Genomic DNA, 15,641 nt, shown 5'->3' with positions numbered 1-15,641 from the left:
GCTCGCCGGGGTCGGTGTCCGGGCCGGGGCGCGGGTCCGGCTCGGTCCCGGTCGCACGCGGACCGCCACGGCGCGATCGCGTGCCGGCCATGGCCTCGCCGTGCCCCGGGCGCGCGCCCCCTACGGGCCCGGCGCCGGCGGGCCGCGCGGCGGAACTGCGGCCGTCGCCGGGGTTCGCACCGGCCATGTCGGTCATCGGCGCGGATTCACGGTTCGTCGGCGTCATGGCCGTATGTCCTCCGTCGTCCTGCCCGGGTCCTGGACCTGGTCCTGCTGCTGGTCGTGCGGTACGAATCCCTGGCGTCGCACCGTCGCCGCGAGCGTACGGTGTCCGGACTGCTCGGCGAGCACGACCCGCTCCTCGGGCAGGGCGCGCTGCCACCACTCGCCGGACGCAGCGTCGGCCGTGGCGCGCAGGTCGGCGAGGGCGGCGGCGAGGCCGCGGCGGGCCGCCTCCAGGGCGCGAGGTGCCGGGTGCGGCTCGGCCAGCAGCCGGGCGGCGTTCTCGCGGGCGCGTTCCGCGGCGGTCAGCGCGTGTTCGAGGCGGTCGCCGACGCGCCGGTTGGTGACGGCGACGGCCGCGACGAAGCCGACCAGCGCGCCGACCAGGGTGTCCACGACCCGCTCGGTGATCAGCTCGGCCGGGTTCTGGGCGCGGGCGAACTCGGTGATCAGCAGGGCCATCGGGGTCACACAGACGCTGCCGAGCCAGTAGTTGCGGGCGATCAGCGCCTCGGCGCCGAAGTTGAAGGCGAGGCAGCTCAGCACCAGCGCGACGGGGTGGAGATGGGCGAGCGGGGCGACGACGGCGAACACGAGGACGCCGAGGACGTTGCCGACGACCCGCTGGACGCCTCGGCTCCAGGTGAGGGTGACGTTGGCCTGGTAGAGCGAGGCCGCGGTGACCAGTGCCCAGTAGGGACGGCCCACCCCGAGCGCGAGGGAGGCGTAACCGGCGAGGGCGCACCCGATCGCGGTACGTGCGGCGATCGGGGCGAGGGGGGCCAGGCGGTGCCGCAACGTCCGCCGGGAGAGGGCCAGTTCGGTGTCGATGCCGAGGAGTTCGTCGGCGGACTCGCGGGGGGACTCGACGCGCGGTATCCGCCCGGTGCCGCGCAGCCCGCGGGCCCAGGCGCGCAGTCGTGCCGGGTCGGTGTCGGAGGGGGCGGCGAGGGCGACCTCGGCGCGGACGAGGAGCCGTTCGAGGGCGCGCCGGGTGCGGTCGGGGCGGGTGCCGGCGGCGAGCAGCGACTGCCAGGCGGCGTGGATCGCGGCGGCGCTCGCGGCCCGGGTCCGGGCGTGCCCGTCGGCGGTGCCGCGGGTGTCGGCGTAGGCGGCGGCCGCGCTCAGGGCCCGGGCGGTGGCGCGGCGCTCGGGGCCGTGCGGGCGGAGCAGGCCGGGCGCCATGCCGACCAGCCAGGCCCAGGCGCCGGCCGCCAGGGCCAGTCCGACGTGCCCGGGCACCTGGCCGAGGGTCTGCGGCGCGAACAGCGAGGCGGAGCTGATGAAGGTCAGGACCACGTGGGCGGGCGGTCCGAGCCGGGTGGCGTCGCACGCGGTCTTCTGCGCGGCCGCCATGACGGCGCCCACGGTGACCAGGACGACGGCGTTGCCGGTGAGCGACGCGGCGAGCAGGGAGACCGCGAGGCCGCCGACCATGCCGAGCACCACCCAGGCCAGGACGCGGGCGCGGGCGGCGTAGGGCCGGTTGTGGCCGTAGAGCGCGCACAGCGACCCGGCCATGGTGTACATCGCGAGGTCGAGGCGGCCGAGTGCCAGCAGGATCAGGTTGGGCGGCGCGACCGCTGCGACCACGCTGAGCGCGGGCTTGAACCAGATGTCGGACGGCCGCCCGAGGCGGAGCACCCCGGCGAGGGGAAGTCGGTGGCGGGTCGCACTGCTCATACATTCAATTTAGCATGTGTTTTACTCGTAAAATTCCTCCCGAGAGCCCCGCGTGGCGGCGCGCTCACCTGGCGTGCTCCGCCGAATGCTCCCCGTGTACACCCTTGCGCTCGCGTGCGCTCCGCATGGCGTGGGCATCGCATTCCTCGACCGACCGTCGAACGGGGAGGTGCGCGTGCACGGACCGGTACCGGCGGCGTGGCTGCTGGTCGCCCTGTGCGCGGCGACCGGGGCCTACTGCCTGCTGCGGATGCGCAGCCGGGTCGAGGAGCAGCGCCGCTCCGCGGGTGGCGAGGCGCTGATGGGCTTCGGGATGGCCGTGATGGCCGTGCCGGCGGCGGTGTTCGCGCCGCCGAGGTGGGCGTGGCCGGTGTACGCGGCCGTCTTCGGCGCGGCGGCACTGCGCGCCCTGTGGGCCGCGCGCGCCGCCCCGCACCACCTGCACCACCTGGTGGGCACCTCGGCGATGGCCTACATGGCGGTGGCCATGGCCGCGGCCCCGCCCGGCGCCCATCACGTGCACGGCGGCCCGGGGGTGCCCCTGCTGACCAGTCTGCTGCTGCTGTACTTCGCGGGTTTCGTCCTGCTCGCGGGCGCCCGTCTGGTGCCGGCCGCCGTCGCGGCGGCCGGGGCGGGCGGTGGCCCGGTCGGCTGGGGCGACCGGCCGGAGCTGGCGCGGGCCTGCCGGCTGTCCATGGGGATCGGCATGGTGGCGATGCTGCTGACGATGTGAGCGGTGTCGGTGGGGGTGCGTTGCCTGCGTCACTTCGCCGGCTCGGGCCGTACCCGGGAGCGGCCTCGCGCTCATAGGGTGCTGCCCATGATGGTCCCCGTGACCCTGCTGCTGCTCGGCGCCCTCACCGCCGTCCTCGCCCCGCGGCTGCTCGCCCGGGCCGACTGGCCAGACCGTGAACCGGTCGTCGCCCTGTGGGTGTGGCAGTGCGTCGTGGCGGCCGTCCTGCTGTGCTGCGCGCTGTCGATGACGCTCAGCGCGTCGGCCGCCTGGCAGCAGGTGCGGGGGCAGTTGTTCGCCCGGGCCCCGCGCGCGGTTGTGGACGCCTACGCCCTCGGTACGGCTGGGCCGTGGGCGGCGCCCACCGCCGTGGCGCTCGCCGCGGGCGGCCTGTGGAGCCTCGCCATGCTGGTGCGCGAAATCGTACGGGCCCGGGCCCGGCGGCGTACCCGGCGGGCCGAACTCCTCGTGCGGGCCCCGCTGTTGCCGGGCGAGGAACCGGCGGGCGGCCGGCTGGTGGTGCTGGAGGGCGAGCGCCCCGACGCCTGGTGGCTGCCCGGGGCGGCACCCCGCCTGGTCATCACGACGGCCGCGCTGCGCCGCCTGAAGGGGCGTCAACTGCACGCGCTGCTCGCGCACGAGCAGGGCCACGCGCAGGCCCGGCACGACTGGCTGCTGCACTGCTCGGCGGCGCTGGCGGGCGGGTTCCCGCAGGTACCGGTGTTCGCCGCGTTCCGCGCCGAGATGCACCGGCTGGTCGAGCTGGCCGCCGACGACATGGCCTCCCGGCGCTTCGGCCGGCTCACGACCGCGCTGGCGCTGCTCGAACTCAACGAGGAACGGGGCGTGTTCGGCCCCTGCCCCACCCCTGAGGCCCATGTGCCGCAGCGGGTGCACCGGTTGCTCACTCCCCCGGACCGGCTCCCCGTTCTGCACCGGCTGCGCCTGACGGCCTTCGCGGCGCTGGTGCCGGTGATCCCGGTACTCGTGGCCCTGGTTCCGGGCCTGCGGGCACTTGGCTGACGGCCGACTCCCGACGGCTGACGGCCCACTCCCGACGGCTCACGGCCCACTCCTGACGGCTGCGGCTGACGGCTGTGGGTGCGGCTGACGGTGGCCGGACCCCGTCGACTCGGCCCCCTACGCGGCCTTGCCGTCCGGTCACGCCATGACGGCCACCGTCGTGCGCGGCCTGCTGCTGTGCCTGCCGCACCGCTTCGGCGGGGGCCGGGTCCGGTGGCGTACGACCGTGGCGGCGGCCGTGGTCTCGGTAGTGGGGGGTGGGCGTGACCCGGGTGTGGCTGGGCGTCCACCGGCCCTCGGACGTGCTGGGCGGCCGCCTGTTCGGGGCGCCGGTGGAGGCCTTGGCCATGATCGTCGACCAGTGGCAGCGGCCCGGTCATGCCGACTCCGCCCGGCACCGGCCCGGATAGGGTCGGGTGCATGACTGCCGTGTTGTTCGACTTCTCCGGGACGCTGTTCCGCGTCGAGTCCACCGAGTCCTGGCTGCGTGCCGTACTGGCCGAGACGGGGCACACCCTGCCCGAACCCGAACTGAAGGCTGCCGCAGGCGCCTTGGAGGCGGCCGGTGCGCTGCCGGGCGGAGCGAATCCGGTGGAGCTGCCCGCGGACCTGGCCGGGGTCTGGGCGGTGCGGGACGAGAGCGCGGAGCTGCACCGGGCCGCCTACACGGGCCTGTCCCGGCGGGTGCCGCTGCCCGACCCGGGACTGCACGACGCGCTGTACGAACGGCACAAGGTCCCGGCCGCCTGGGCCCCGTACCCGGACGCCCCCGAGGTGCTGCGCACGCTGCACGAGCGCGGCATCGGCGTGGGCGTGGTCAGCAACATCGGCTGGGATCTGAGCCCGGTGTTCCGCGAGCACGGGCTCGACCGCTATGTGGACGCGTACGTCCTGTCGTACGAACACGGCGTGCAGAAGCCGGATCCGCGGCTGTTCTCCCTCGCCTGCGCGGCGCTGGGCGCCGATCCGCGGCAGGTGGTGATGGTGGGCGACAGCAAGGAGGCCGACGGGGGCGCGGCCGCGCTCGGCTGCCGGGTGCACTTCGTCGACCACCTGCCGGTGACGGACCGGCCCGACGCGCTGCTGCCCGTGCTGGATCTGGTGAGCTGAGCCCCGGCGGCCCCGCGTCGGGCCGCGCTGCCGCAACAGAGTCGGCGCCGCACGGGAAAAGAACTCGCTGCCACGCCGCCCGCCTGAGACGATCCCCCGCGTCGCCCCAGACGGACGGCAGCCCTGGACCGGGCCCGCACATGGCGGTACCCACTGCGTTGAGTATAGTTGGCTGGCAGCCAGTCAACGCAGGAGTTACAGGATGTCCCCGCGCAGCGCCTCGGTCAATGAAGAGTTGCGGCGCCGTTCCCGGGAGCGGCTGTTGCAGGCCGCCGTGGAACTGGTCGACGAGCACGGCTTCGAGGCCACCACGCTCGGCGACATCGCGGACCGCGCCGGTTCGGCGCGCGGACTGGTGTCGTACTACTTCCCCGGCAAGCGCCAGCTGGTGCAGTCCGCCGTGCACCGGCTGATGCACCGCACGCTGGAGGAGGCGCTGGAGCGGGAACCGCACACCGAGGACGGCCGGGAGCGCCTCGCCCGGGCCATCGACGCGATCCTGGGCCTGGCCCACGACCGGCCGGTGCTGATGCGCCAGCACATGGCGGGGCTGCTCCAGGCCGAGGGGTTCGTGGCGTGCCCGGAGCAGCGCCGGCTGGCGGAGCTGCTCACCGACACCGTCAAGCGGTACGGCTCCCAGGACCTCGCCGCCGACTATCCGATGCTGCGGGCCCTGCTGATGGGGGCCGTGTATGCGGCGCTGATCCCCGGGGTGCCGATGCCCGTTCCGGTGCTGCGGGCCGAACTGTTCCAGCGGTACGGGCTCGACTGGGAGTCGGGGGTGCCGCCGGAGAGCGAGACGGGCAAGAAGGCGCGGGAGCGGGATCTGTCCCGGTTCTTCGCCACGGAGGAGCGCCCGAGCAGCGCCTGACGGCCACATGAGCCGGTACGGCGGCGACCGCCTCAGTCGCGGCGTACGTGACGGGGGGTCAGGAACCCGGCGTCGCGCGCCTGGGCGATCAGCCTGAGGGCGCGGCGACGGCTGTGCCCGGTCGCGCTCATCACGGCGAGCACCGGGTCGGCGCCCTCCTCCTGTGCGGCGCGGTACTCCTGCGCGACCAGCCGGCGGCCCTCGATGCCGCGCGGCCAGACGGCCCGTGCGCGCCGCGGGCCCACGCAGAACACGCTCGCCGACACGTCGCCGGCCTTCTCGTCGCGCGCCTTCTCGTCGCCGGCCTTCTCGTCGCGGTCCTTGTGGTCTCGGGCCTTCTCGTCGCCGGCTTTGTCGTCGCGGGCCTTGTGGTCGCCGGCCGACTCGTCGCCCGCCTCCTCGGTGGGCCGCTCCGTGCGCTCCTCCGCCGCGGGGTCCGCCTCGCCCGGCTTCTCCGCCTCGCGCTCGTCCTGGCCGGCGATCTCCGGTTCGTGCCGCGCCTCCGGCCGGACGTCGCCTTCGCCCTCGCCCTCGTACGGCCGCTCCGCCGTCACCCCGCACGCCTCGAACAGCGGGCCCTGGATCCAGTCCGCGAGCACCGTCAGGTCGGCGAGGGACAGGGCCGGTTCGGCCGTGACGTCCTCGATGGACACGCAGTCCTCGCGCACGACGGCCAGGGCGTCGACGCGTGCGCCGTCCGGGAAAGCCAGCCGCACATAGAACCAGGACGTGGCGTCGCCCTGCTCCCGCACCTTCCACGCGGGCCACACGGACACCGCGCCGTCCTCCGCGTTCCGATCGGAAAGATGAAGAAAGCATGCTTCGGGCACACACGCAACGTACCCGCGTGATCACATCCCGTACGCAGGGACACGCGTCGGGGTCACCCCGCCGGCCCCTGCCGCCGGGCGCCCGGCAGTGCCATGCTGGAGCCGTCCGCACACCCTCCTTCGTCACCTCCGTCGTCCGAGGAGCATCGCTGTGCTGCGTGTCGCCGTCGTGGGTTCGGGTCCGAGCGGGTGTTACACCGCCCAGAGTCTGGTTCAGCAGGATCCCGAGGTGCGTGTGGACGTCCTCGACCGGCTGCCGTGTCCCTACGGGCTGGTCCGGTACGGCGTCGCCCCGGACCACGAGAAGATCAAGTCCCTGCAGGGCAGCCTGCGGACGGTGCTGGAGCACGAGCGGGTGCGGTTCCTCGGCGGGGTCCGGGTGGGCGGTCCCGGCGGGCTGCCCGTGCAGCGGCTGCGGGAGCTGTACCACGCGGTGGTGTACTGCGTGGGCGCCGCGACCGACCGCCGGCTCGGCATTCCGGGCGAAGAACTGCCGGGCAGCTGGTCGGCGACCGACTTCGTGGCCTGGTACAGCGCGCATCCGGACGCGGCCGACGCGGGCTTTCTGCGCGGAGTGCGGTCGGCCGTCGTCATCGGTGTGGGCAATGTGGCGGTGGACGTCACGCGGATGCTGGTGCGGGGCGCGGCGGAGCTCCGCCCGACGGACATGCCGCAGGCGGCGCTGGAGACGCTGACGGCGAGCGGGATCACCGAGGTGCACATGGTGGGCCGGCGCGGCCCCTCACAGGCCCGCTTCACCACCAAGGAGCTGCGCGAGCTGGGCGCGCTGCCCGGCACCGAGGTCGGCGTCGATCCGGCCGACCTGGCACTGGATCCGGCCGATCCCGCCGCCCTGCCCCCCGTGCAGCGCCGCAATCTGGAGGTGCTCCGCGGCTGGGCCGACCGGTCCCCGGCCCCTGCCGTCCGGCGCATCGGGCTGCGGTTCTTCCTCCGGCCCGTGGAGCTGCTCGCGGACGACGGCCGGGTGGGCGCCGTGCGTTTCGAGCGGACGGCGCCGGACGGGCAGGGCGGGGTGACGGGCACGGGCCGGTTCGTGGACGTGCCCGCGCAGTTGGTGCTGCGCTCGGTCGGCTATCGCGGCGTGCCGCCGGACGGGCTGCCGTTCGACGCGCTGAGCGGCACGGTGCCGAACGCCGCAGGGCGTGTCGTACGCGCGGGTGCCCCCTCCCCCGGCGAGTACGTCGCCGGGTGGATCAAGCGGGGGCCGACGGGTGTCATCGGCACCAACCGGCCCTGCGCCAAGGAGACGGTGACCTCCTTGCTGGCGGACACTCCGGCGCTGCTGCAGCGCGAGGTGCCCGGGGATCCGGTGCCCGCGCTGCGGGCGGCCGGGATCGAACCGGTGCCCTGGACGGGGTGGCTGGCCATCGAGCGGGCCGAGGCCGAGTTGGGCGCGCGGCTCGGGCGGGGCGTCGTCAAGCTGGCCGACTGGGACGCGCTGCTCACCGCGGCCCGGTCGGCATAAGGCCCCGTTGGCCGGGGTCCCGGTGGCCAGGGTCCGGGTAGCCGGGGATCCCGGTGGCCGGGTCCGGGCAGCCGGGGTCCCGGTAGTCCAGGATCCGGGGGAGCCAGGGATTCCGTACCGGCCGGGCGGGCAGGACACACAGCGGCAACGGACCGGAAATCAACAAACTGTTCAAGCAGCTTACGGTCTCGTGCTGTCCGGATGTCACCCCCCGCCCGCGCACCGCTGGAGTCCCCATGGCCACCACCGCAGACGTCCACCCCGTCGACGAGATACCACCGGCACGGCAGTTGGCGGCCTTCGGGCTGCAGCACGTGCTCGCGATGTACGCGGGCGCCGTCGCCGTGCCGCTGATCGTGGGCGGCGCGATGAAGCTGTCGCCCGCCGACCTGGCGTATCTGATCACCGCCGACCTGCTGGTGTGCGGGATCGCCACACTGATCCAGTGCGTGGGTTTCTGGCGGTTCGGCGTCCGGCTGCCGATCATGCAGGGTTGCACGTTCGCGGCGGTGTCGCCGATGGTGCTGATCGGGACGACGGGCGGCGGACTGCCCGCGATCTACGGCTCGGTGATCGTCGCGGGCCTGGCCATCATGCTGCTCGCACCGGTCTTCGGCAGGCTGTTGCGCTTCTTCCCGCCGCTGGTGACCGGCACGGTGATCCTGGTCATCGGGGTCTCGCTGCTGCCGGTCGCGGGCGACTGGGCGGCGGGCGGCGCCGGGGCGAAGGACTTCGGGGCGCCGAAGAACCTGGCGCTGGCGGCCTTCGTGCTGGCGGTGGTACTGGCCGTGCAGCGGTTCGCGCCCGCCGCCCTCGGCCGCGTCGCCGTGCTGATCGGGATCGCGGTGGGCCTGGCGGTCGCGGTGCCGTTCGGGTTCACCGACTTCAGCGGGGTGTCCGGCGCCGACTGGGTGGGCATCAGCACGCCGTTCCACTTCGGGGTGCCGCGGTTCAAGGTCTCCGCGATCGTGTCCATGCTGGTGGTCGCTCTGGTGACGATGACCGAGACGACCGGTGACCTGATCGCGGTGGGCGAGCTGACCGGGCGGAAGGTGGAGCCGCGCCCGCTCGCCGACGGGCTGCGCGCGGACGGTCTGTCGACGGTGCTGGGCGGGGTGTTCAACACCTTCCCGTACACGGCGTACGCGCAGAACGTGGGCCTGGTCGGGATGACCCGGGTGCGCAGCCGCTGGGTGGTCGCGGCGGCCGGCGGGATCCTGGTGCTGCTCGGCCTGCTGCCCAAGCTGGGCGCGGTGGTCGCGGCGGTCCCGGCGCCGGTACTGGGCGGCGCGGGTCTGGTCATGTTCGGCACGGTCGCGGCGAGCGGGCTGCGGACACTGGCCCGGGTCGACTTCAAGGGCAACAACAACCTGACGGTGGTGGCCGTGTCGGTGGCGATCGGCATGCTGCCGGTGGGTGTGCCGACGGTCTACGCGAGGTTCCCGGACTGGTTCCAGACGGTGATGAACAGCGGGATCAGCGCGGGCTGCGTGTCCGCGATCGTACTCAACCTGCTCTTCAACCACCTTCCGCGGAAGGCGGGTTCAGCTGCCGTCGCCGAGTCGGCCGGCCTGTCGGTCGGCGGCCGCGAGGAGGCTGTCGAGCAGCCCCGGGAAGAGTCCGTCTAGATCGTCCCGGCGCAGACCGTTCATCTTGGCCGTGCCCCGGTAGACCTGCCGGACGACCCCGCTCTCGCGCAGCACCCGGAAGTGGTGCGTGGTGGTGGACTTGGTCACCGGAAGTTCGAACTGCGAGCAGGTCAACTCGGCTTCCCGAGCCGCGAGTTCACGGACGATCTGGAGCCGCATGGGGTCGGAGAGCGCGTGCAGCACGGCCTCCAGGCGGATCTCCTCCCGCTTCGGATGCGGCAGCGCCCGGCCGGTGGGGGCGGTGTCGGTCACGTCGGCTGCCTGCCCTTCGTCGCGGAACGTCTCGGCTGCGACCATTGTACGAGAGGCGTCGTAGTTTGACACCTCTCGTAGTACGAGGTTTATCGTATGAGTCGACCAGAGGTCCCGTGGCGAACGGAGTCTGATGTGAGCGCGCTCTTCGAGAGCATCACCCTGCGCGAAGTGACCATCCCGAACCGGGTCTGGATGCCGCTGATGTGCCAGTACTCGGCCGAGCCGGAGGGTCCGCTCGCGGGTGCCCCGCACGACTGGCACTTCGCGCACTACGCGGCACGCGCCACGGGCGGCACCGGCCTGATCATCGTGGAGGCCACCGCGGTCTCGCCCGAGGGCCGGATCTCCCCCTACGACCTCGGCCTGTGGAACGACACCCAGGTGGAGGCCTTCCGCCGGATCACCCGCTTCCTCACCGCCCAGGGCACGGTCCCGGGCATCCAGCTCGCGCACGGCGGCCGCAAGGCGTCCACCGACCGGCCCTGGAAGGGCGGCGCTCCGGTCGGACCGGACGGGCACGGCTGGCAGCCGGTCGCTCCGAGCGCGGTGCCCTTCGACGAGCACCATCCGGTGCCGACCGAGCTGACGGTGGAGGAGATCCAGGAGATCGTGGGCCGGTTCGCCGCAGCGGCCCGCCGGGCGCTCGCCGCCGGCTTCGAGGTCGCCGAGATCCACGGCGCCCACGGCTACCTGATCAACGAGTTCCTGTCCCCGCACTCCAACCACCGCACCGACGCCTACGGCGGCTCCTACGAGAACCGCACCCGGTTCGCCCTCGAGGTCGTGGACGCCGTACGGGAGGTGTGGCCCGCGGACAAGCCGCTGTTCTTCCGCGTCTCGGCCACCGACTGGCTCCAGGACGGCGGCTGGACCACCGAGGACACCGTCCGCTTCGCCCGCGACCTGCACGCCCACGGGGTCGACCTGCTCGACGTCTCCACCGGCGGCAACGCCTCCGGCGTGACGATTCCGACCGGGCCCGGCTACCAGGTGCCGTTCGCCGCCCGGGTGAAGGCCGAGACCCCGCTGCGCGTCGCCGCCGTGGGCCTGATCACCGAGTCCGAGCAGGCCGAGAAGATCGTGGCCAACGGCGAGGCCGACGCCGTCCTGCTGGGCCGCGAGCTGCTGCGCAACCCGTCCTGGGCCCGGCACGCGGCCCGCGCACTGGGCGGCGAGGTCCGGGTCCCGGACCCGTACCACCGGTCGGTCTGACCCCGGCCACCCACATCCGGCCGACCCGACCCACGCCACCGGCCCCCACCGGCCCGACCGGAGCGCGGCCACCGGGATCCCCATCGGCCCGGCCGGAGATGGCCAGTGGGGGCCGGTGGGGGCCCGCCACCGCCCAGGCAACGCACCCGCCCGGCCGCCCGGCCGACCGGCCAACCGGCCGGCCCGACGACCACCACCGACGCCACCGGCCCGGTCTGAGCGCGGCCACCGGATTCCCACCGTCCAGACACGGCGACCGCCCCACAACCGGCCGATCGCACCACCCCCACCGGCCGCCGCCGGCCAGGCCGGACGGCCGCCACCCCCACGACCGGCTGGCCCGAGCGCCCCCGCCCCCCCGGCACCGGCCGGTACGGCCACGGTCGGCGCCGGTCAGTGGGGCAGCAGGCGGCCGACCGTTTCCTCCAGGCGGGGCAGTACGCGTTGGCCCGCGAGGGCCACGGCGATCGCCGCCAGGACTCCGGCCCAGGCGACCGGGCCGAGCGGGGTGCATCCGACGGCGTGGCTGGCGCCCGGGATCTGCACCGCCGCGACCAGCGCGGCGGCGGAGCCGAGGCAGGTGATCTGCACCAGGCGGCTCTCGCGCCGGTCCAGCCACGTCTGCACGAGCTGGGTGCCGACCACCCCGCACAGCGCCATCGTGCTGGAGCGGCGCGCGCTGCCGGGCGTGAAGCGGCCGATCAGCCAGGCCGTCACCGCGCCCAGCGAGGTGGTGAGCGCCCGGTGCCGGATCTGCCGCAGCAGGGGCGCGCCCAGGACGGCGGAGGCGTCCTCCGGCGATCCGCCGCGGGCACGTACGGCGGCACCGGCTCCGCCGCCCTCGGGCGATCCGCCGCGGCCCGGTACCGGCGCGTCCTCCTTCTCGGTCACCGCCACCGCCATCGACGGGAACAGGTCGGTGAAGAGGTTCACCATGAGCATCTGCCGGGTGGACAGCGGCGCCCGGCCGGACAGCAGCGTGCCGAGGATGCCGAACCCGACCTCGCCCGCGTTGCCGCCGATCAGGATGGCGATGGCGTCGGCCACGCTGTGCCACAGCGCCCGGCCCTCGCCCACCGCGTCGATCAGGACCGTCAGATCGCCGTCGGTGAGGACGATGTCGGCGGCGTTGCGCGCGGCGGCCGAACCGCGCGCGCTGATTCCGACGCCGATGTCGGCGGCGCGGATGGCCGCGGCGTCGTTGGCGCCGTCGCCGACCATGCCGACGACCCGGCCCGCGTCCCGCAGCGCCTCCACGACCTGGAGCTTCTGCTCGGGCGCCACCCGGGCCACCACGCCCGCGTCGCGCAGCATCCGGGCCCTGGCCGCCCGGTCCGCCGCCGCCAGCTCGTCGCCGGTGACCACGACGGTGTCCTCGGGCCAGCCCAGCTCGGCCGCGATGGCCCGCGCCGTCTGCGGATGGTCCCCGGTGAGCATGACCGGTCGTACCCCCGCCTCCAGCAGCCCGGCCACCAGCGCCGTGGAGGTATCGCGCGGTACGTCGGACAGGGCGAGCAACCCGGTGAACTCCAGGTCGCGCAGCGGCTGTTCGAGAACGTCGTCGGCTTCCTCCGCCGCCGCGTCGAGCCGCCGTTCGGCCACCGCCAGCACCCTCAGGCCGTCCCCGGCCAGCGTGTGGGCCGCCTCGGCGGCGTGCTCCGGTAGCTCGGCGCAGGCGGGCAGCACGGTCTCCGGCGCGCCCTTGACCACCAGCACCGGCGGGCCGTCCCCGCTCCGGCCGACGGCGGCGGCGTACCCGCGTGCCGCCTCGAACGGCAGGTCCGCCAGCTGGGTCCACTCCGGGTCGGGACCGGCCGCGGCCAGCACGGCCTCGTCGGTGGCGTGCACCGGCTGCTCGGAATCGCCGTCGATGCGCGGGCAGGCGCGGGCTGCGGCCCGGACGGTGCCCGCGGACCCGGTGTCGTCCACCGGGCGCACCGTGCCGTCGGCGTCCGAGGTGCGCACCAGGCGCAGCCGGTTCTCGGTGAGCGTGCCGGTCTTGTCGAAGCAGAAGGTGTCCATGCGGCCCAGCGCCTCCAGGGTGCGCGGGGTGCGCACGAGGACTCCGCCGCGGCTCAGCCGCCGGGCGGCCGCCAGCTGCGCGACCGTGGCCACCAGGGGCAGGCCCTCGGGTACGGCCGCCACGGCCACCGCCACCCCGCCGCTGACCGCCTCCCGGATGGCGGTGCCCCGCACCAGCGCGAGACCCGTGACCGCGGCGCCACCGGCCAGGGTCAACGGCAGTGCCTTGCGGGTGAGTTCCTGCAGCCGGGCCTGTACACCGCCGGCCGGGGGCACCCGCGCGGCCAGGTGGACGGCACGGGCGGCCTCCGTGTGGTCCCCGATGTCGACCACCACGGCACGGGCCTGGCCCGCCACCACGGTCGTACCCTCGAAGACCATGCAGCGCCGGTCGGCCACCGGGGCGTGCGGGGTCGGGTCCGTCTGCTTCTCCACCGGCAGGGACTCGCCGGTCAGGGCCGACTCGTCGACCTCCAGACCGTCCTGCCACAGCAGCCGGGCGTCGGCGGGCACCACGTCGTCCGCCTTCAGCTGGATCACGTCGCCCGGATGCAGCTTGCCCGCCTCCACGGTGCGCGTGCCGCCGGCCGGCGCGTCGGTCTCCGGCGGGACGAGGCGCGCCTTCTGCCGCTGCTCCGCGAGCAGTCCGGACAGCGCCCGTTCGGCGCGCAGCCGCTGGATGCCGCCGACCAGGGCGTTCAGGTCCAGGGCGCCGACGACGAGCAGGGCGTCCACCATCGAGCCGAGGAGCGCCGACGCCGCCGAGCCGACCGCGAGGACCGGGGTGAGCGGGTCGTGGAGTTCGCCGCGTACGGCCCGCCCGAGCCGGTAGGCCCAGCGCACGGGTGCGGCGGCCGGGTGGCCGAGGACGCCGGCGGCGGCGTTGCGCGCGCGGCCGGTCAGCGCCTCGAACGCGCCCACCTCGTCGGCCGGTTCGTGCTCCAGCCGCTCCCGGGCCTGCTCGGGATCCAGTTCGTGCCAGTGCACGCGCGCGTGCGGGTGCGGGGGCCGGGCGGCCGCCACGCCGAGCGCGGCCCGGCCGCCGGAGAGCAGGGCCGACACGGCGGCGGCGTCGACCGGGGCGTGCCGCAGCCCCGGCAGCGCGGCGAAGCGCCCGCGGCCGCCGCCCGACTCGCCGACGGCCACGAGCAGCCCGGACAGCGCGGCACCGGAACGGGCCAGGATCTGGGCATGCCCGCCGACCGTGCGGGCGGCCGGGATCGCGGTCAGCACCCGCCATACGTCGGGCAGCCCGTGCAGGGCGAGGAGGTCCGCGCCCCAGACCACGGCGCCGTCGTGGTCGGTGAGGGCGAGGGCGATGTCGGCGCAGCGCAGCCCGGCCAGCACGTCGCGTTCGTCGGCCGTGCGCACCCGGGCGACGGCGAGCACCGCGCCGGCGTCGCCGCGCGCCTGGTACACCACGTCGTCCAGCGGCCGGCGCGCGTCGACGACCTGGTCGGCGAGGCCGGTGAAGTCCTCCAGGGCGGGGTCGTCCACGAGCACCACGCGCAGCCCGGCCCGGCGGGCCGCGTCCAGCACCGGCTCGGCCCACGGGTCGGGCTCGCCCTCGTCGGTGCGCAGCGCGCTGGGGTGCAGGACGACCGTGCCGGCCAGCTCCAGCCGGCGCAGCCGGTCCGGGTCGCGGACCAGGACTCCCGTGCGGGCGAGGGCGGCGCTCAGCAGCGCGTGGAAGGCGGCGGGGCCGTAGCGGGCGGCCTTCGGCGAGCCGGCGAGGACCGCCTCCGCCGCCTCGGCACCGTCGTGCTTGACCAGCAGGGTGGCCGCCGCGCCCAGCACACTGCCCGCCGAGGCGTGCTCGGCGTACTCCTGGGCCGGGGACTCCTTGAGCGGCGGGCGGGGAGCGCCGTCCGCCGGGAGGCTGACCCGCCCGGGCGCGCACAACTGGTCGTGCACCGCGTCGAAGGCCGCGGCGCGGGCCACCGTCTCGGCCACCTGGCAGGCCCGCAGGACACCGTCGAGGACCAGGGAGGTGGGGGTCTGCCCGGCCCCGTGGACCGCGGCGTTCGCGCAGGCCAGCAGGAGGTCCATGCGGGTGTCCCCGATCCGGGCGCGCAGCCATCCGCGAAAGCGCGGGTTCTCCCGCAGCAGCGTCACCACCGCGGTCCCCAGGCGCGGCGCGGGCGGCAGCCGGAGCGCGTACGCGGTGAGCGCGACGCCGATGCCCGCCGTGTCGGCGGCGAGCGTGGCCACGGCCGCGCGCACCCCGGCCGGGTCCGCCGGATGCGTGGTGTCGTCGACGTCCGCGGCGGCCAGCAGCAGCCCGTGCCGCTCGGCCAGTTCGGCGGCGTGATCCATGATCCGGTCGGTGGCCTCCTCCTCGGTCGCGGTCACCACCAGACGCGCGAGCCCCTGGTCCCAGTACGCCAGGAGCACATCGGGCCGCTCCGCCAGCGTCTCGGCCACCCGGCGCGCCAGCTGTGCCGTGCCGCCCGCGCGCCGGACGTGCTCCTGCTCCGCCGGGCGCAGGGCGAGGTGGGCACGGGCCCCGGCGCGCCAGTGGTCACCGGCGCCGGGCAGCGCGTTC

The 15,641-nt window shown here is 75.1% G+C and carries 11 protein-coding genes and 2 pseudogenes; 8 read left to right on the top strand and 5 right to left on the bottom strand.

Annotated features, from left to right (window positions below):
• Positions 1-226, bottom strand: a pseudogene (locus tag ABB07_RS33800) (hypothetical protein); the annotation flags it as partial.
• The gene (locus ABB07_RS33795; RefSeq protein ID WP_208902269.1) at positions 223-1,905 is read right to left on the bottom strand and encodes an FUSC family protein; all 1,683 of its coding nucleotides are present in this window, start codon (positions 1,903-1,905) and stop codon (positions 223-225) included. The pseudogene ABB07_RS33800 and the gene ABB07_RS33795, both read right to left, overlap by 4 nt.
• A gap of 175 nt (positions 1,906-2,080) precedes the next feature.
• Here ABB07_RS33795 and ABB07_RS33790 point away from each other — a divergent pair, with 175 nt between their 5' ends.
• The 5 genes and pseudogenes from ABB07_RS33790 (at position 2,081) to ABB07_RS33770 (ending at position 5,642) form a co-directional block, all read left to right on the top strand.
• A complete protein-coding gene (locus ABB07_RS33790) occupies positions 2,081-2,638 on the top strand; it encodes a DUF5134 domain-containing protein (protein ID WP_208902268.1) in 558 nt (185 codons plus the stop codon).
• A gap of 87 nt (positions 2,639-2,725) precedes the next feature.
• Positions 2,726-3,661 (top strand): M56 family metallopeptidase, encoded by a 936-nt coding sequence (locus ABB07_RS33785; protein ID WP_208902267.1) that lies wholly within the window; start codon positions 2,726-2,728, stop codon positions 3,659-3,661.
• Between the two features lie 91 nt (positions 3,662-3,752).
• A pseudogene (locus tag ABB07_RS33780) lies at positions 3,753-4,071 on the top strand (phosphatase PAP2 family protein); the annotation flags it as partial.
• 10 nt (positions 4,072-4,081) lie between these two features.
• Entirely contained in the window at positions 4,082-4,771 is a 690-nt protein-coding gene (locus tag ABB07_RS33775) for an HAD family hydrolase (protein WP_208902266.1), read from the top strand.
• Between the two features lie 202 nt (positions 4,772-4,973).
• Positions 4,974-5,642, top strand: a complete 669-nt coding sequence (locus ABB07_RS33770; RefSeq protein ID WP_208902265.1) for a TetR/AcrR family transcriptional regulator — start codon at positions 4,974-4,976, stop codon at positions 5,640-5,642.
• Between the two features lie 32 nt (positions 5,643-5,674).
• Here ABB07_RS33770 and ABB07_RS41140 read toward each other — a convergent pair whose 3' ends face one another.
• Positions 5,675-6,412, bottom strand: coding sequence for a DUF6214 family protein (locus ABB07_RS41140; protein WP_425264830.1), 738 nt, complete (start codon positions 6,410-6,412; stop codon positions 5,675-5,677).
• Positions 6,413-6,623: 211 nt separating this feature from the next.
• Between ABB07_RS41140 and ABB07_RS33755 the strand changes: the two genes are divergently transcribed.
• Together ABB07_RS33755 and ABB07_RS33750 are read left to right on the top strand one after the other, a co-directional pair.
• A complete protein-coding gene (locus ABB07_RS33755; RefSeq protein WP_208902264.1) occupies positions 6,624-7,958 on the top strand; it encodes an FAD-dependent oxidoreductase in 1,335 nt (444 codons plus the stop codon).
• A 236-nt stretch (positions 7,959-8,194) separates the two neighbouring features.
• Complete coding sequence (locus ABB07_RS33750) at positions 8,195-9,586, top strand: nucleobase:cation symporter-2 family protein (protein ID WP_208902263.1); 1,392 nt, start codon at positions 8,195-8,197, stop codon at positions 9,584-9,586.
• Here the strand turns inward: ABB07_RS33750 and ABB07_RS33745 are convergent.
• The gene (locus ABB07_RS33745) at positions 9,503-9,904 is read right to left on the bottom strand and encodes an ArsR/SmtB family transcription factor (protein ID WP_208902262.1); all 402 of its coding nucleotides are present in this window, start codon (positions 9,902-9,904) and stop codon (positions 9,503-9,505) included. The two genes, ABB07_RS33750 and ABB07_RS33745, sit on opposite strands and share 84 nt — an antisense overlap.
• Before the next feature lie 90 nt (positions 9,905-9,994).
• Between ABB07_RS33745 and ABB07_RS33740 the strand changes: the two genes are divergently transcribed.
• Positions 9,995-11,074, top strand: a complete 1,080-nt coding sequence (locus ABB07_RS33740; RefSeq protein ID WP_208902261.1) for an NADH:flavin oxidoreductase/NADH oxidase — start codon at positions 9,995-9,997, stop codon at positions 11,072-11,074.
• Between the two features lie 393 nt (positions 11,075-11,467).
• Here the strand turns inward: ABB07_RS33740 and ABB07_RS33735 are convergent.
• Positions 11,468-15,641 (bottom strand): cation-translocating P-type ATPase (locus tag ABB07_RS33735; protein ID WP_244189598.1); only part of this gene is annotated, 4,174 nt, incomplete at its 5' end.

The organism is Streptomyces incarnatus (assembly GCF_001027185.1).
GTDB lineage: Bacteria > Actinomycetota > Actinomycetes > Streptomycetales > Streptomycetaceae > Streptomyces > Streptomyces puniciscabiei.
The sequence above is the reverse complement of the archived record's forward strand: the minus strand, read 5'-3'. Positions and strand labels throughout refer to the sequence as shown.